We start from the raw sequence: 16,112 nt of genomic DNA, 5'->3' as shown, positions 1-16,112 counted from the left end.
CTATTAAGCATGAAAAAATTTGATGCAATTGTCATTGGCTCCGGCCAGGGCGGAACCCCGCTTGCAAAAAAATTAGCAAAAGCCGGCTGGAAAACAGTCCTGGTGGAGAAACGATTCATCGGCGGGACCTGTGTGAATGACGGCTGTACTCCTACCAAATCAATGGTCGCCTGTGCCAAAGCAGCATATACCATCTCTCATAGCCAGGAATGGGGCATTACCGTCAGCGATTGCAAAGTAAATCTGGAAAAGATTATAGAACGGAAAAACCAGGTGGTCAACAGCTTCAGATCCGGCGCAGAAAGAGGATTGCAGAAAACGGAAGGATTGACGATTTTATACGGAGAAGCTGTCTTCACCGGTGATAAAACGTTGTCGGTAAAATTAAATGATGGCAGTCAGGAAGAAATCAGCGCAGATTATGTACTGATTAATACCGGTACACTGCCTAAGATCCCAAATATAACAGGAATAGACACCATTCCATATCTCACCAATACAACCCTACTGGATAATAAAACACTCCCCTCCCACCTGCTGATATTAGGTGGTAGCTATATAGCACTGGAATTCGGACAAATGTTCCGCCGTTTCGGCAGTCAGGTGACAATCATCGAAACGAAGCCGCAATTGTTATCAAGAGAAGATGAGGACGTAGCCGTCGAAGTGAGAAAGATTATGGAAACAGATGGCATCACCGTACACACCAGCGCAAATGTAAAAAAGATAGAACAGGCAGGCAATGACGTCATACGTATGGAACTCACTTCCGGCGGACAATCACATATTTTAACCGGCTCTCACCTGCTGGTGGCCACCGGAAGAGAACCACAGACAAAAGCCCTGCAACTGGATAAAACAGGTGTAAAAGCAGATGATAGAGGATATATTAAAGTGAATGATAAACTGGAAACAGGAGTGCCGGGAATATATGCTTTCGGAGATGTAAAAGGCGGTCCCGCATTCACACATATCGCTTACAATGATCACCTGATCCTGCTCAAAATCCTTGTGGATAAAAAAGAAGCTTCTATCAAAGACAGACCCGTTCCCTACTGCATGTTCACAGATCCACAGTTAGGAAGAATAGGCCTAACAGAAAAAGAAGCCAGCGACAAAGGCCTCAACATAAAGGTAGCGTGCCTGGGCATGGAAAGAGTAGCAAGAGCCATAGAAACAGGCCATACCCAGGGCTTTATGAAAGCCATCGTAGATGCAGACACAAATAAAATACTAGGTGCTGCCATCTTATGTGAAGAAGGAGGAGAAGTCATGTCGGTACTCCAGATGGCTATTATAGCTGGCTTCACCGCCACCCAGCTAAAGGAAATGGTTTTTGCACATCCACTTTATACAGAATCTCTGAATAACTTATTTGCCACTATAGCAGATTAAGTTATTAATTTACTTCCGGGTAACAATCTGAGTATATAAATACCCAATAGCTTGCCTATGATACAACTTGATAATGTAAGTAAGTCGTTCGGTAATGGAAAGACCGTAGTAAGTAATGTTTCCTTTACGGTAAATGAGGGAGAAACCATGGTATTACTGGGTACCAGTGGCAGTGGAAAAACCACGACTTTAAGAATGATCAACCGCCTCACAGATCCCAGCAGCGGTAGCATTTATGTGAATGGCACATCCGTTACCACACAGCAACCTGAAATTTTACGCAGAAGCATAGGTTATGTACTACAGAATAACGGACTATTTCCGCACTACACAGTAGCAGAAAATATCGCCATCGTTCCGGAGCTGGCCAACTGGGATAAAAAAAGGATCACTGACAGAACAGCCGCCCTCATGGAAAAACTGCACTTACCAGCTGATGAATACCTGCATGCCTACCCTCATCAACTGAGTGGCGGGCAGCAACAGCGTGTAGGCCTGGCACGTGCACTAGCCGCAGATCCGCCGGTATTACTGATGGATGAGCCATTCGGGGCATTAGACCCCGTCACAAGAGCCAGTGTAAGAAAAGAGTTCCGTAACCTGGATGAATTACATAGCAAAACCGTGATCATCGTCACCCATGATGTACAGGAAGCATTTGAACTGGGTACTTACATCTGCCTGATGGATAAAGGTATTGTACAACAGGTAGGCACGCCCGCAGAATTATTATTTAAACCAGCCAACGATTTTGTACACTCTTTTTTCGAAGAACAACGTTTGCTGCTGGAATTAAAAGCATTAAAACTGACAGCCATCCGTCAGTGGTTAAATAACGGAACACTGGAAAATGCCACATTAAATGGCAATAATTCCTGCTGGGAAGCGCTTGAACAAACTACAGAACACGATACTGTAACTGTGCAGTTTGAAGATAAAATATCAACCATAAACACAAACGCATTGATGGATGCAGTAAAACAATATAAGCATGGGCTTTTTTGACTTTGTACAACAGCAATCAGGTAAATTGCTGGAACAAACACTGCAGCATATCGGCCTTACATTTATCTCATTACTACTGGCAGTACTGATTGGTTTACCATTAGGTATCCTCATCACCCGCAAACAAAAACTGGCAGGCACAATACTCGGAATAGCCGGGATATTGCAAACCATCCCCAGTATCGCCCTGCTCGGTTTTATGATACCCCTGCTTGGCATAGGCGCACAACCTGCCATTGTTGCGCTGTTCCTCTACGCATTGTTACCAATTATCCGCAATACCTACACAGGCATTCAACAGGTGGACCCTACCGTGACAGACGCTGCCATAGGCATGGGTATGAGCAAACGCCAGCTCCTGTATAAAGTACAGCTGCCATTAGCCATGCCGGTGCTGTTGGCAGGCATCCGTACCGCTACCGTTATCAATGTAGGCGTAGCCACATTGGCAGCATATATTGCCGCCGGTGGCCTCGGCGAATTCATTTTTGGAGGTATAGCCCTGAACAACACCAACATGATACTCGCAGGAGCGATACCAGCTGCCTTATTGGCGATTATTTTCGACTGGTTATTGTCTCTACTCCAAAAGCTGAACCTGCGTAAAGCGAAAAAAGGCTTGTACATATTACCTGTTCTATTTGTTGGGCTATCGGCTTTCTATTTATTGCCTGCCGCATTCGGAACTAAGCTACTGGCGGGATTTACACCGGAATTCATGGGCAGAAAAGACGGTAACCTGGGATTGAAAAAAACCTACGGATTAGATATCAGGACCGTCGTTATCAGCGACATGGTCATGTACAAAGCCATTTACGAAAAGAAACTGGATGTCATCAGCGGAAGCAGCACAGACGGGCGTGTGAAGGCTTATGACCTGGTAGTACTGAAAGATGATAAACACATCTTTCCCCCTTATTACGCCGCCCCGATTATACGCCAGGAAACACTCGATAAGTATCCGGAACTGACAAGTGTGCTGAATAAATTGTCTGGTATAATTAATGATAGTATCATGACGGAGCTCAACTACCGGGTAGATTACCTGAAACAGGACCCGGCAGTAGTAGCAAAAGATTTCCTGGTAGCCAACCATTTATGGCAGCCGGAAAAACATGGAACTAAAGGAAGTATTCGTATAGGGGCTAAAATATTCGGAGATGGATATATACTGGCAAACATGTACAAAATGCTTGTGAATGGATATACCGACATAGAGGCTGTCACAAAAACAGGCCTGGGGGGCACAAAGATCGCTTTTGAAGCCCTTACCAACGGTCAGATAGATCTTTACCCGGAATATACCGGCACCGGCCTGTTGGTCTTGTTACAGGCCAGTCAGCCCACTATAGATTCACTTATCTCCGATAATCAAAAAGTATATGACTATGTAGCTGAAGAATTCTCCCGTAAATTTAATATCAAATGGCTGGCACCCATCGGGTTTAATAACACATATGCCTTAATGATGCGCAGGCAACAGGCCGCAACATTGAATATCACATCAATATCAGATCTTAAAAACTATTTAGTGCATCACTAACCACCAGGTATATGCAACTGAAAAATAATTTTGAAACAGTAAGGAAGCGCTCCATTCATATATGCGCGCCACTAAAAACGGAAGATTACGTAGTACAGCCAATAGTGGATGTAAGTCCGCCGAAATGGCATCTCGGACACACTACCTGGTTCTTTGAAACCTTTCTGCTAAAACCTCATCTTCCGGGGTATACAGAATTTGATCCTGATTACAACTTTGTATTCAACAGTTATTATGAATCCGTAGGTACCCGCGTAGTACGTACAGACCGTGGTAACCTTAGCCGTCCGGCGGTTGAAGATGTGATGCGCTACCGCGAATACGTGGATAAAGCCATGCATCTTTTGCTGGATAATCCTGTTTCGAAAGAGCTGGAAACACTGATCGTATTAGGCTTGAATCATGAAGAACAACATCAGGAATTATTATATACAGATATCAAATACATTCTCGGACATAATCCTTTATTACCAGCTTATGATAAAAGCAAAGCAGGGGTAAATAAGATTGAAGAGAAAAATAAAGATTTCCTGATCATGCCGGCTGGTATTTACCAGATAGGTCATGAAGGAGAAGGATTCTGTTTTGATAATGAGTTGTCCAGGCATTCCGTATATCTGCAGGATTATGCCATCAGTACACAACTGGTGACCAACGCAGAATATCTTGCTTTCATGGAAGCAGGTGGTTACAGCGACTTCCGTCACTGGCATGCAGAAGGCTGGGACTGGGTAAAAACAAACCAGGTAAAAGCACCACTGTACTGGCATCACCTGGATGGAAAATGGCAGCATTATACCTGGCAGGGATTACAACCTGTTACACCAGAAACGCCTGTTTGTCATATCAGTTACTATGAAGCAGCTGCCTATGCCGCCTGGAAAGGAATGCGCCTGCCAACAGAATTTGAATGGGAAGCAGCAGCCCCTAAACTATCGTGGGGACAACGATGGGAATGGACGGAAAGCGCTTACCTGCCCTACCCCGGCTTTACTAAAGCACCTGGTGCTATCGGAGAATATAATGGCAAATTTATGATCAGTCAGATGGTACTGCGTGGAGGTTCAGAGGTTACTCCTCCAAATCACAGCCGTATCACCTACCGGAACTTCTTCAATCCTTCTTTAAGATGGCAGTTTACCGGTATCAGACTGGCAAAACAAAACTTATTCATCTAATACAAAATTGTTATGGCAACCACCACCGTAATGAACCCGTTATTATGTAAGCGAGTTGTAGAGCTACAGGACCCACAGGAAGTTTTTTATCAGGATGTATTACGCGGTCTTACAGCTACCAACAAGTATCTCGATTCAAAATATTTTTATGATGCTAAAGGAGATGCTCTCTTTCAGCAGATCATGAATTGCCATGAATATTATCCAACTAATTGTGAGATGGAAATATTACGTGAGCAGTCTGCTCAGATCATGGAGCTTGTGCAGTCTTACGGCCGTCAGTTTGATGTGGTGGAGCTGGGCGCCGGTGATGCTACCAAATCAATACACCTGTTAGAACAGTTGTTACAGATTGATCCCGACTTCACTTATTATCCTGTTGATATATCCGCTAACGTTATTCATCAACTGGAAAAATCCTTGCCGGAGAAATTACCGTCCCTGCAATTACATGGATTAAATGGTGAATATTTCGAGATGCTGCACCAGGCTAATATACTCTCTTCCAAAAGTAAGCTGGTACTGTGTATGGGCGGCAATATCGGTAACTTTACGCCAGCTGAAACAAAGAAATTCTGCAGGCAGCTGCGCAATTATCTGCAACCAGGAGATATCCTGTTAACAGGTTTTGATTTAAAGAAACATCCGCAGATAATATTGAATGCATATAATGATTCAGAAGGCATTACACGCAATTTCAATCTGAATCTGTTACATAGGATGAATAAGGAGTTAGGAGCAGATTTCGACATCAGTAAATTCGACCACTACCCTACTTACGATCCCGGAACAGGCGCTTGTAAAAGTTACCTGGTAAGCCTGGAAAATCAGCAGGTACATATCGGTACACATACTTTCGACTTCGCCGTACATGAACCCATTTATATGGAGATCTCTCAGAAATATAGTCTGGCAGAAACAGAAACACTGGCGATACAGACAGGTTTTAAACCAGTCTCTAATTTCTTTGATGAGAAGAAATGGTTTGTGGATTGTGTGTGGTTATGCAGCTAATTAAAAAAGCCTCTTTTCACAAAGAGGCTTTTTTGTTATTTCCAGGCACCTAACAATCTTCTTACCACAATGATCTCCCCTGTATGATAACTGGTATGATCTCCTATTAGTAAGGCTTCCCTCAGCAAATGCTGACCATCCCCATACGGAAAAGGCGTGAATAAATCTGCATCCGGTGCTTCCAGTAAATGAATAAATGCTTTAGTATCTTTTTTAATCTGATCAATAGCATGTTTCCAGGCAGTTTCATCCGGTGGCTCAGGGTTCTCAGACCAGTATCCTTCCGGCCAGGAAGGTGATGTATGTTTGGGATCACGGGAAAACTCCAGGATATCCCACTGGGTAATACGGATATGATCTACCAGTTGCCAGATGCTGTATGGCATCCCTTCCGGTATTACGCCACGTAATTTGGCAGGCAGTCCTTTTATCGCATCATCGAAGGTAGCATGTGCATGCCCTCCGGTCAGTAATTCCTTCAGTGATTTTACCAGTTCCTTGGTATTCTTTGACATGGCGATTTTTTTTCCTACCACGCTCAAGAAAGGTGCCAATGGAATTTAATTTGCTTACTTACCTACAAGTAAGTAAATTTGCCCTTTATATATGCAGGATACAAAAGAAAGAATTATTGAGCTGGCTGACCGCCTGATCAGGACCAGGGGGTTTAATGCTTTCAGTTACAAGGATATCTCTGATCCCCTGGAGATTAAGAATGCTGCTGTACATTACTATTTTCCATCAAAAACCGACCTGGGAATTGCTGTTATTAACCAGGAAATAGAAAAATTGGCAATCAATAAGCTATATTGGGCTACTTTTCCGGAAAATGAACAGCTGCAATTCTTTTTTGATGTGTTTTATCAACGAAGTAAGCAGGGTTATATATGCCTGATGGGCTCTCTTTCCCCCGATTATGAAACTTTATCGGCAGCAATGCAGGAAAAAGTGCAGCATATGAGTGAAGATGTGCTGGAATGGGTCACTTTGTGCCTGGAAAACGGGCGCAAAAAGCAACTCTTTCATTTTGAAGGAGATGCATACAACCGGGCTTTACTGGTGGTATCCAACATGATTTCATCCCTGCTTTTAGCCAGGGTAACGGGAAAAGAAGTATTTGAAAAGATAAGTAATCAATTATTAAAAGACCTTTTATAAATATTATATAGAATCAATGGAAACATACACGTTAAAACGAGCAGTAATAACCGGTTTAGGAGCACTTACCCCCATAGGCAACAACGTCGCTGACTACTGGAATAATCTTACAACCGGTATTAGTGGGGCTGCCCGTATCACCAGGTTTAATCCTGAACGTTTCAGAACACAATTTGCCTGTGAATTAAAAGATTATGATCCAACCGCATGGCTGGACAGAAACGATATCCGCAAAACCGATCCGTTTACACAATATGCACTGATCGCGGCTCAACAGGCTGTAGATGATGCTAAACTGGATTTCTCCAAGATGGACCCTTTTGATACAGGGGTGATATGGGGTTCCGGTCAGGGTGGCATGCAAACCTTCGAAGAACAGGTAAAAGAATATACATTGGGCGGATTTAATCCCCGCTTCAATCCTTTCTTCGTACCAAAGTTCATTACCAATATGGCTTCCGGTATGATCTCCATCCGTTTTGGACTGATGGGTATCAACTACACCACCGTTTCTGCCTGTGCAACTTCCAATACGGCCATTATGGACGCATTGAACTATATCCGTCTGGGAAAAGCAAAGGTGATTATCACCGGTGGATCTGAGGCTCCTGTAACAGAGGCTTCTATCGGCGGTTTCTGTGCTATGAAGGCCATGTCTTCCAGGAATGATGATCCGGCTACTGCGTCCAGACCATTTGATGTGACCAGGGATGGTTTTATCATGGGAGAAGGTGCCGGTGCGCTGGTGCTGGAAGAATACGAACACGCTATCGCCAGAGGTGCACATATCTATGCGGAAGTAGTAGGCGCTTCCATGACGGCTGATGCTTATCATATGACAGCTACTCATCCTGAAGGACTGGGTGCTTTAAGGGCTATGCAGAATGCATTAGGCGAAGCAGGACTGAAACCGGAAGATGTTGATTACCTGAATGGTCACGCTACTTCCACCCCGGTAGGCGATCTGAGCGAGATAGCTGCTATTACTAAATTGTTCGGGGAAGATCCTAAGCATTTGTCTATCAGCGCTACCAAATCCATGACAGGTCACCTGTTAGGAGCTGCCGGTGCGATAGAAGCGATTGCCGCTGTCTTAAGTATCAAACACGGCATCATACCTCCTACTATTAATACTACAGAACTGGATAAGGCGATTCCGGCTACGATGCCTATCGTATTAGGAAAAGCCATAGAGAAGAAAGTGCGTGTGGCCATGAGCAATACCTTCGGGTTTGGCGGGCATAATGGCATTGTGCTGTTCAGAGAAGTAAACTGATAATTAAAGCTCCGTTAGGAGCGGCGTGTTTGTAGTATACGATAAGTTATCAAACCCAGACTCCGTTAGGAGTCCCCTATTAAATTCTTATAAATAGGGGACTCCTAACGGAGTCTTTTTTATTTTATATAATATTTGCTACAAATACGGGGCTCCTGACGGAGCCAAATTGATTAATAGTTTTTGCTTTATTTCCCTTTTAAAGGCGTCAACAGGCCGGTAAGCCCGTTTATCTTAATCTCATATATCGTATTCAATAACATACCCAGTTTACCCTGTGGCATACCTTTCCGCTGAAACCATTCCAGGTAAGACACCGGCAGGTCGCAGAGCAGTACATCCTTATACTTGCCAAAAGGCATTTTCATGGTAACCAGTTGTTTGAAGATCTCAGGATCGGGTTGTGCTAATTCCATCACACAAATATCTCAAAAAAAATCCCTACTTTTTTTCCCTTTTCAAAATCCGGAAGAAACCCGCTTACGTATATACATAGGTTATTATAAATTATCTATATCTGTTAAAGTATAGACACAAGGGACAATAAGCATTTATAATCAGCAAATTAGAACAATAAAATAATTAGTGACTGCCTTGTTTTCAAGTAAGAAAACGAACAATCGTAATATGTTTATACCTATACCTATTGCAAATAAGAAAGTACATTTCGTTTTGCAGTTTTGTAAACTTTTTGATTTATACATCCCCCCAGAAGAGTGGTAATTCAAGAATGCCCGGTTACAACCCATTTGTGGTTGTAACCGTTTTTTTGTTTACCTACCTGGTTTTGAAAATTAAACAGCGGTGTATGGAATACGGGGATACGGCCAACCGTAAAGAGTTATTGGAAATAGTGCAACAATATGTCAACACAGAGCATCAGCAAGTAACCAATGAGATGGAATTGGCTACAGGGATTCATATTCTCGGTAGAAAACTGGAAGAAGCAGAACTTTCACTAAAAGCAGCAGAACAACAACTGTTAACATCCCGGCAGCGCTACAATAACATGGTAGCAGAAGTAAAGGATTATGCCATACTGATGCTGGACATCGATGGCAATATCCTCAACTGGAACAAAGGCGCCGAAATGATTAAAGGATATACGGCCAGCGAAATACTTGGCAGGAACTTCAGATTATTCTACACAGAAAAAGACAGACAGGAATTTCTACCGGAAAAACTGATATCCATTGCTATCAAAGAAGGACGCGTAGAACACCGGGGCTGGCGCGTACGTAAAGATGGCACTACTTTCTGGGGTACCGTGGCCATCACTCCTATACATAATGAAGAAGGTGTTATCAGCGGATTTATAAAGATCACACATGATCTGACGGAGAAAAAACTGGCAGAAGAAAACAGGCGTTTATACATTGAACAACTGGAACTCAGAAATATGGAGCTGGAGCAATTCACCTATATCGCTTCCCATGATCTGCAGGAACCATTACGCTCTATTACCAGTCTTGTTGAAATACTGGCAGAAGAATATACCGGACAGCTGGATGAAAAGGCCGACAAATACCTGCGGTTCATTACCCAATCATCCAACCGTATGAGTCAACTGATTATCGCTTTGCTCGACCATTCCCGTATAGGAAAAGAAAGAGTGCCGGAAAAGGTGGATTGTAATGAAGTAATAGAAGCCGTAAAAGCCGACCTCCGCAAGGCGATAGAAGAGAGTAAAGCAAGAGTGACAGTGAAAGATCTTCCCATATTAAATGCGTATCCTGTAGAACTGAAACTACTGTTTCAGAACCTGCTCAGTAACGCTATCAAGTTTAAAAAACCAGATCAATCACCCAGAATCCATATTTCAGCTTGTAAAATTGATGATGGATGGCTTTTCTCATGCTGTGATAATGGCATAGGAATGGAAGACCGTTACAAAGAAAAAATCTTTGAGATCTTCCAGCGACTGCATAGTAAACAGTTGTACGAAGGCACTGGTATTGGTCTTGCACATTGCAAGAAAATCGTAACACTGCATAATGGAAAAATCTGGGTGGAATCGGCCCCCGGAAAAGGCAGTCAATTTTATTTTACTATTCCAGCATAGATCCTATGAAGAAACTGAATTCTATCTTACTTGTGGAAGATGATGAAGCTACTAACTTTATCAGTCAGATGATTATTAAAAAATTAGATTGTGCTAATCATGTACAGGTAGCCTGGAATGGAGCCGATGCACTGGATTACCTTAAACAATGTAACAATGCCGCCTGTCAGCAACCCGAATTAATTCTACTGGATATCAATATGCCAGGATTGAATGGATGGGAATTCCTGGATGAATATTCCAAACTGAAAGAGGAAGAAAAAGGTAAGGTAGTAGTAGTGATGCTGACTACCTCATTGAATCCGGACGACAGAAAACGTGCTGATAACAACCCGGCTATAGCGGGTTTCAGATGTAAGCCGTTAACTTCTGCTATGATGGAAGAAATACTTTCCCAGTATTTTTTAAACTGAGGATGATCACAACCATCCCCTGTCCTTCCAGGAGGCTATAACGGGGTTGGTTACACCACATTCTACAAGGATATCTTCGAATTCCTCCATATCTGATTCCCAGTCAATCGCATAAGCGGCAAATTCATCACTGACAGGAATACGGTTGTTCATTTTACCTGTGGTTAACAGATAAGCCACTTTCCTGAGCATTGCAGTGCCCATATCCCACTTTTCTTCCCTTTCTATGATCTGAATGAACTGACGGAACACGCGTTCAAATTTGCCGGCATTCAGGTGCAAATAAGCATGTGAGACTTCCGTTGATAAAAAAATAAGATCGAAAATATCTTCATCCATATGCTCCTCAGATATCTGATCTGTAAAAGCAAGAGAACGGGGAGTCAGCAATGGCATATATTCCGTTACGAACTTATAATTAATTTCCAGTAACGATATCGGCACTTCTATCTTAGCTTCCAGCAGTGTTTCAATAATAGCCTCCGCCATGCTTTCAGAAACTTCGTTGGATAACTGGTTTATATTGACAACGTTATTCAACTGCACATAGGCCAGTGATGATTTTCCATCTTCATACACTGTGCGTATTTCATCCAGCTTGCCTGCATCATCGTACCTGTAAATCTCTTCATACCTGTATTCTCCTGATCCTGGTGCAATCGCAATACAATCAGCCTTCAGGATCTTTCCATGTTCTGTTGTGTATTTTTCTACTGCACAAAACAGTGAATGCTGATCTTCAATGATATTAGTGATAATCTGCGCTTTAGGCAGACCTTTGTAAACAGGGATACTTCCCCTGCTGTTTACTGATAAAGATTGATAAATCGCCTTTTCTCCGTTATTGTAAATAAAGCGTTTGATGGTAGAAGGAATGCCTGTTTCCATACAGAACTCTATATACTCCACTACGTTATCACTATAGCTGTAATAACCCTCCCAGCTCACTTTATTAACACGGTGACCAAAAGAAGTGTAACAGGGTAATCCATCTGCTGCAAATCCATAAAAATGATAATCACTGATTTCGCGGGAACGTGCTTCTGGAAAAAGTTTTTCTTCTGGTTTGAGGAAAAGAGGGGTACCATAATCTTTCAGATCGTATCTGAAACCGGGAATATATCTTTCAGTCTGGATTTTATCCTTGTATTGCTGGATTAGCTCAATTTCATTAAATGCTTGCTTCCATCTTGCGAGTAAATCTTGCTTCTGTAGTTCCAGGTCCATCGTCGGCATTTTGAATAAAAATAATATTTTATATCATAAAATAAAACATTGGTGAGAATGTAACAATCATATTATAACTTTACTTAAACTAAGTACAACCAACTACACCACACTATACCTATGTCCCTAAAGAAGCTTCTATTACTAACGTTGTCATATCTCCTTGTTATTTATAACATTGTGAATGCACAAATGCCTCTGCCACGTCAAACAGGGCAACTTTCCAGAGCTTCCATCTGGGAGGCTGGACATCCCCGTTCCTGTGGAACGGACGTGATGCTGAAGACCTGGAGACAGGATGCCACCTTTGTAAAGAAGGAAATTAACATGAATAAAGCGGTGCGGCAACAGGCTGCAAGAGCAGCTGTTTATACGCTGCCCGTTGTGTTTCATATCATTAAGGATGATCCGACTACCATTACGGACCTTGATGTGACGAATGCACTAGACATGTTGAACCAGGCATACGGCAAAACCGGTGCATTTGCAGGCGGCAGGTCCGATACACAGATCAGCTTCTGCCTTGCTAAAACAGATCCTTCCGGTGGATTGACGACAGGCATTCTGCGTACCAAATCATACCTGACTGATTTTGATGCGGATATGGAAGGCAGTGATCTTACTGCGCTTGGTACATGGGACCCTACCCGTTACATCAACATATGGGTGGTGTCAGATATCAAGTCGGAGTTTATGCAGTCCTTTGAATGCGGAACGTGGACGAGGTTGAAAATGGCGGGCTATGCCAGTGCAGGTGGAGAAGTGGTGGTATCTGGACTAGGGGTAGATCTCCTTGCACATGAAATGGGGCATTATCTGAGTCTGATTCACACATTTGCGGCACAGGATTGTAAAAACGACGATTGTACCACAGATGGGGATATGGTCTGCGATACACCTCCCGACAGATCTATTGCCGGTGGTTTTGCCTGCAGCAGCCCGGAAAACTCCTGTAGTACAGATACACTCTCCGGATTTTCTACAGATGTACCAGATCTTCCGGATAATTTCATGGACTATGGTGGTGGTGTAGGCTGTATACTTTCCTTTACAGACGGACAAGGAACACGTATGCGCAATTTTATAGCAAGCAGTCTTACGGGAATGATTGGTAGTACCGTGTGTACGCCTCCGTGTGTATCTGCTGCTGTGGCTACCTTTACAAAAGATATCGATTATCCTTTTATAAATGACATCGTTAACTTTACCAATACCTCTACCGGCGCTACTAATTACGAATGGCTGGTAGATGATGTAGTCACTGCTACTACTACCGATTTCAGTTACCAGGTAACGGCGAAGAAGAATTATAAAATTACACTGAGGGCATACTCTGCACCTGGTTGTTATACAATGACACAGGATATGCTGGTGGTGAGTTGTGGTGTAGTATCAAGATTTTATCCTGATAAAAGAAAGATCGCTTCAAAACAAGGCATAGAGCTGGATAGTGTACTCTTTACAAACCGCTCTATGAATGCCAGTAACTACCGCTGGTTAATGAGCAGTAACACCGGTATGACAGAACAGGTGGTAAGTACCAATACAGACCTGACATACGTATTCAATACACCTGGTACTTACAAAGTACGCCTGATTGCTGATAACGGCAGCTGTTTTGATACCACCAATGCTGTGAACATCGTAGTGGATGATCCTACAGCAGATGGTGTGGTATATGTTACGAAAGTGCAATGTTATGATCAGAATCAGTTAAAGATCTCTCTGTTCTTTAATAACTTCGGATATAAAACCATTCCTAAAAATACCCCTGTTAGTTTTTACAACCGTGATCCAAGAACAGGTAGCGCTACCAAATTAGGAGCCTCTTATTTACTGCCATACGATATCAAAGGAAAATGTGCTTCTTATCTCGAGACCTATATCCTGAATGCAGGCAGTGCAGGACTGGATACATTAGTAGCTGTGTTTAATGATGACGGTACTTCTAGCCCATATGTACTGCCAAATCCTTTAGATACCCTGATAGAAAGTAATTACGGTAACAATTATGCTTCTACTGTAAGTTTCAAATTCAAGGTGCAGTTCTCGCCATCGGATTTATACCTGGTACCTGATCAGATCGTAACATTGGCACCGACGGCGAATGGTAATATGCTGGACGGTGAATGGTGGCCTTTATCTCATGTGGATTGCGACCACTGTACTTCTACTAACTTTATCGCGCCTTACAGGAAAGACACCCTGTTTGTACAACAGGTAAAAATATACACCGATAATAATTGTTACGATAGTGCTTTTGTTACAATACATACTGCTACCGTAGATGATTACACGGTAAAAGTACTGACTACTGAATGTGCGAAAGGTGATAGTATCTATCTCACCTATAACATCTGTAACAGTTATGCAAAAGGGAATATCCCACAAGGGTTATCCGTAAATTTTTATGATGCTTCTTCTCAGCAGCTGGATACTACTATTATAACAGCTGCGTATAGTTCAGGGACCTGTGAAACGTTCTCTCAAACTATTAAGAACACGTCGAATGGCGGATTCTTTGCAGCGGTAAATAGTACTGCTGCATGGGCGGAAACGAACACCACGAATAATACGAATCCGGGGGTATATATTTTCCCTTCTGCGTCTGTAGTACCTGCTGACACGGTTGTTTACAGAGGGGTAACATTCCCCATCACTTTCCAGACGAATGCATTTGACCCTGTTACTATTGCATGGGAAACAGCGGATGCCTATACTTTAAGTTGTACAGATTGCCTGATACCTACTATCAAAATGCTGGACAGTGCTATTGTACCGGTAACACTTACCAGCCTGTATGGTTGTGTGTTAAAGCCTACAGGTATTATTAAATTAGTACCACCAGACTACACGGTAGAGATTACAGATGTAAAGTGTTATGACAATGCACATTCTATCGTCTCCTTCAAAATCTGTACTGCTAACGGATATGATAGTATTTATAAAGCACTACCGGTAGCTTTTTATGATGGTGATCCCCTGAATGATACAGCCCATCTGTTAACACCAGTGTTTGTTACTGTGTTAACAGCGGATGCCGTTTGTAAAGATTATACGCATATTGTTGGTTCTCCTGCTACAGGACAATTATATGCTGTAGTAAATGATCAGCATGTAGTGAAAGAAACGCTGTATGATAATGATACGGATAATGCGGAAGACCTTCCTTTCACTGTTAACTTTGAGCCATCTGTACAAGTGGTTAACAGACCGGGAGCTACTGTGAAATTATCTCCTGTAATTACGGGCGGCATAGGAAAAGTATACACCTGGATGCCTATGGAAGGCTTATCCTGTGGTAATTGCCCCAGTCCTACAGCCACCGTTTCTACTTCTATAAAATACCTGGTAGAAGTGAAGAACGAGTATTATTGTACGGATACTGCGGATATTTCTTTACAGATGTTTACTACCACGCGTTTTGTAATACCTTCTGCATTTACACCTAATGGAGATGGCGTGAATGATGTGTTTTATATTATCGGTAGTAAGGATATTAAGAACATCAAGAGCTTTATAGTATTTAACCGTTGGGGGAATAAGATGTTTGAAACAAGTAACATTCCGGCAAATGACAGGAGTTATGGATGGAGAGGAACTGATGCCGCTACGGGTCCTTATATCTACTTTGCAAATGTGGAATTCTCTGATGGATCTACGGAGATTGTGAAAGGATCGGTGATGCTGATAAAATAGGTGATAATGATAAAATAATAAAGACGCTGACCAAAAGCTCAATTAATAGCTACTCTATTTAGCTCCGTTAGGAGCTCCGTGTTTGTAGCAAATGTTAATATTCTCTTTAATTGACTCCGTAGGAGTCCCCTAATTCGCGGAT

General features: G+C 42.6%; 13 protein-coding genes. 10 read left to right on the top strand and 3 right to left on the bottom strand.

Going from position 1 to position 16,112, the window contains the following annotated elements:
* Nucleotides 1–9 precede the first annotated feature (9 nt).
* Genes BMW86_RS27315 through BMW86_RS27295 form a run of 5 tightly spaced genes read left to right on the top strand, consistent with a single transcriptional unit; the run spans nucleotide 10 to nucleotide 6,135 of the window.
* Nucleotides 10–1,395 carry a mercuric reductase gene (locus BMW86_RS27315; protein WP_089786184.1) on the top strand — a complete coding sequence of 462 codons (1,386 nt, stop codon included), beginning with the start codon at nucleotides 10–12 and terminating at the stop codon, nucleotides 1,393–1,395.
* Nucleotides 1,396–1,452: 57 nt separating this feature from the next.
* Nucleotides 1,453–2,400 carry an ABC transporter ATP-binding protein gene (locus BMW86_RS27310; RefSeq protein ID WP_089786182.1) on the top strand — a complete coding sequence of 316 codons (948 nt, stop codon included), beginning with the start codon at nucleotides 1,453–1,455 and terminating at the stop codon, nucleotides 2,398–2,400.
* Complete coding sequence (locus BMW86_RS27305) at nucleotides 2,387–3,943, top strand: ABC transporter permease/substrate-binding protein (RefSeq protein ID WP_089786180.1); 1,557 nt, start codon at nucleotides 2,387–2,389, stop codon at nucleotides 3,941–3,943. The genes BMW86_RS27310 and BMW86_RS27305 overlap by 14 nt, the downstream gene beginning before the upstream one ends.
* 11 nt (nucleotides 3,944–3,954) lie before the next feature.
* The gene (egtB, locus tag BMW86_RS27300) at nucleotides 3,955–5,121 is read left to right on the top strand and encodes an ergothioneine biosynthesis protein EgtB (protein ID WP_089786177.1); all 1,167 of its coding nucleotides are present in this window, start codon (nucleotides 3,955–3,957) and stop codon (nucleotides 5,119–5,121) included.
* 12 nt (nucleotides 5,122–5,133) lie between these two features.
* Entirely contained in the window at nucleotides 5,134–6,135 is a 1,002-nt protein-coding gene (locus BMW86_RS27295) for an L-histidine N(alpha)-methyltransferase (protein WP_089786175.1), read from the top strand.
* A gap of 35 nt (nucleotides 6,136–6,170) precedes the next feature.
* On the opposite strand, the gene BMW86_RS27290 is transcribed toward BMW86_RS27295, so the two are convergent.
* Entirely contained in the window at nucleotides 6,171–6,650 is a 480-nt protein-coding gene (locus BMW86_RS27290) for a DinB family protein (protein WP_177189415.1), read from the bottom strand.
* Between the two features lie 91 nt (nucleotides 6,651–6,741).
* On the opposite strand from BMW86_RS27290, the gene BMW86_RS27285 reads away from it, so the two are divergent.
* Together BMW86_RS27285 and fabF are read left to right on the top strand one after the other, a co-directional pair.
* Nucleotides 6,742–7,293, top strand: coding sequence for a TetR/AcrR family transcriptional regulator (locus BMW86_RS27285; RefSeq protein WP_089786173.1), 552 nt, complete (start codon nucleotides 6,742–6,744; stop codon nucleotides 7,291–7,293).
* 16 nt (nucleotides 7,294–7,309) lie between these two features.
* Nucleotides 7,310–8,569 (top strand): beta-ketoacyl-ACP synthase II, encoded by a 1,260-nt coding sequence (gene fabF / locus BMW86_RS27280; RefSeq protein WP_089786171.1) that lies wholly within the window; start codon nucleotides 7,310–7,312, stop codon nucleotides 8,567–8,569.
* A gap of 188 nt (nucleotides 8,570–8,757) precedes the next feature.
* Here fabF and BMW86_RS27275 read toward each other — a convergent pair whose 3' ends face one another.
* Complete coding sequence (locus BMW86_RS27275; protein ID WP_089786169.1) at nucleotides 8,758–8,985, bottom strand: DUF3820 family protein; 228 nt, start codon at nucleotides 8,983–8,985, stop codon at nucleotides 8,758–8,760.
* 392 nt (nucleotides 8,986–9,377) lie between these two features.
* Between BMW86_RS27275 and BMW86_RS27270 the strand changes: the two genes are divergently transcribed.
* Entirely contained in the window at nucleotides 9,378–10,631 is a 1,254-nt protein-coding gene (locus tag BMW86_RS27270) for a sensor histidine kinase (RefSeq protein WP_255373024.1), read from the top strand.
* A gap of 5 nt (nucleotides 10,632–10,636) precedes the next feature.
* Nucleotides 10,637–11,044 carry a response regulator gene (locus tag BMW86_RS27265; protein ID WP_089786166.1) on the top strand — a complete coding sequence of 136 codons (408 nt, stop codon included), beginning with the start codon at nucleotides 10,637–10,639 and terminating at the stop codon, nucleotides 11,042–11,044.
* A 6-nt stretch (nucleotides 11,045–11,050) separates the two neighbouring features.
* Here BMW86_RS27265 and BMW86_RS27260 read toward each other — a convergent pair whose 3' ends face one another.
* Complete coding sequence (locus BMW86_RS27260; protein WP_089786164.1) at nucleotides 11,051–12,271, bottom strand: hypothetical protein; 1,221 nt, start codon at nucleotides 12,269–12,271, stop codon at nucleotides 11,051–11,053.
* 192 nt (nucleotides 12,272–12,463) lie between these two features.
* Here BMW86_RS27260 and BMW86_RS27255 point away from each other — a divergent pair, with 192 nt between their 5' ends.
* Nucleotides 12,464–15,970, top strand: a complete 3,507-nt coding sequence (locus BMW86_RS27255; protein WP_177189414.1) for a M43 family zinc metalloprotease — start codon at nucleotides 12,464–12,466, stop codon at nucleotides 15,968–15,970.
* The last annotated feature ends 142 nt before the right edge of the window (nucleotides 15,971–16,112 follow it).

The organism is Chitinophaga sp. YR573, assembly GCF_900110995.1.
In the GTDB taxonomy this organism is placed as follows: Bacteria; Bacteroidota; Bacteroidia; order Chitinophagales; family Chitinophagaceae; genus Chitinophaga.
The sequence above is the reverse complement of the archived record's forward strand: the minus strand, read 5'-3'. Positions and strand labels throughout refer to the sequence as shown.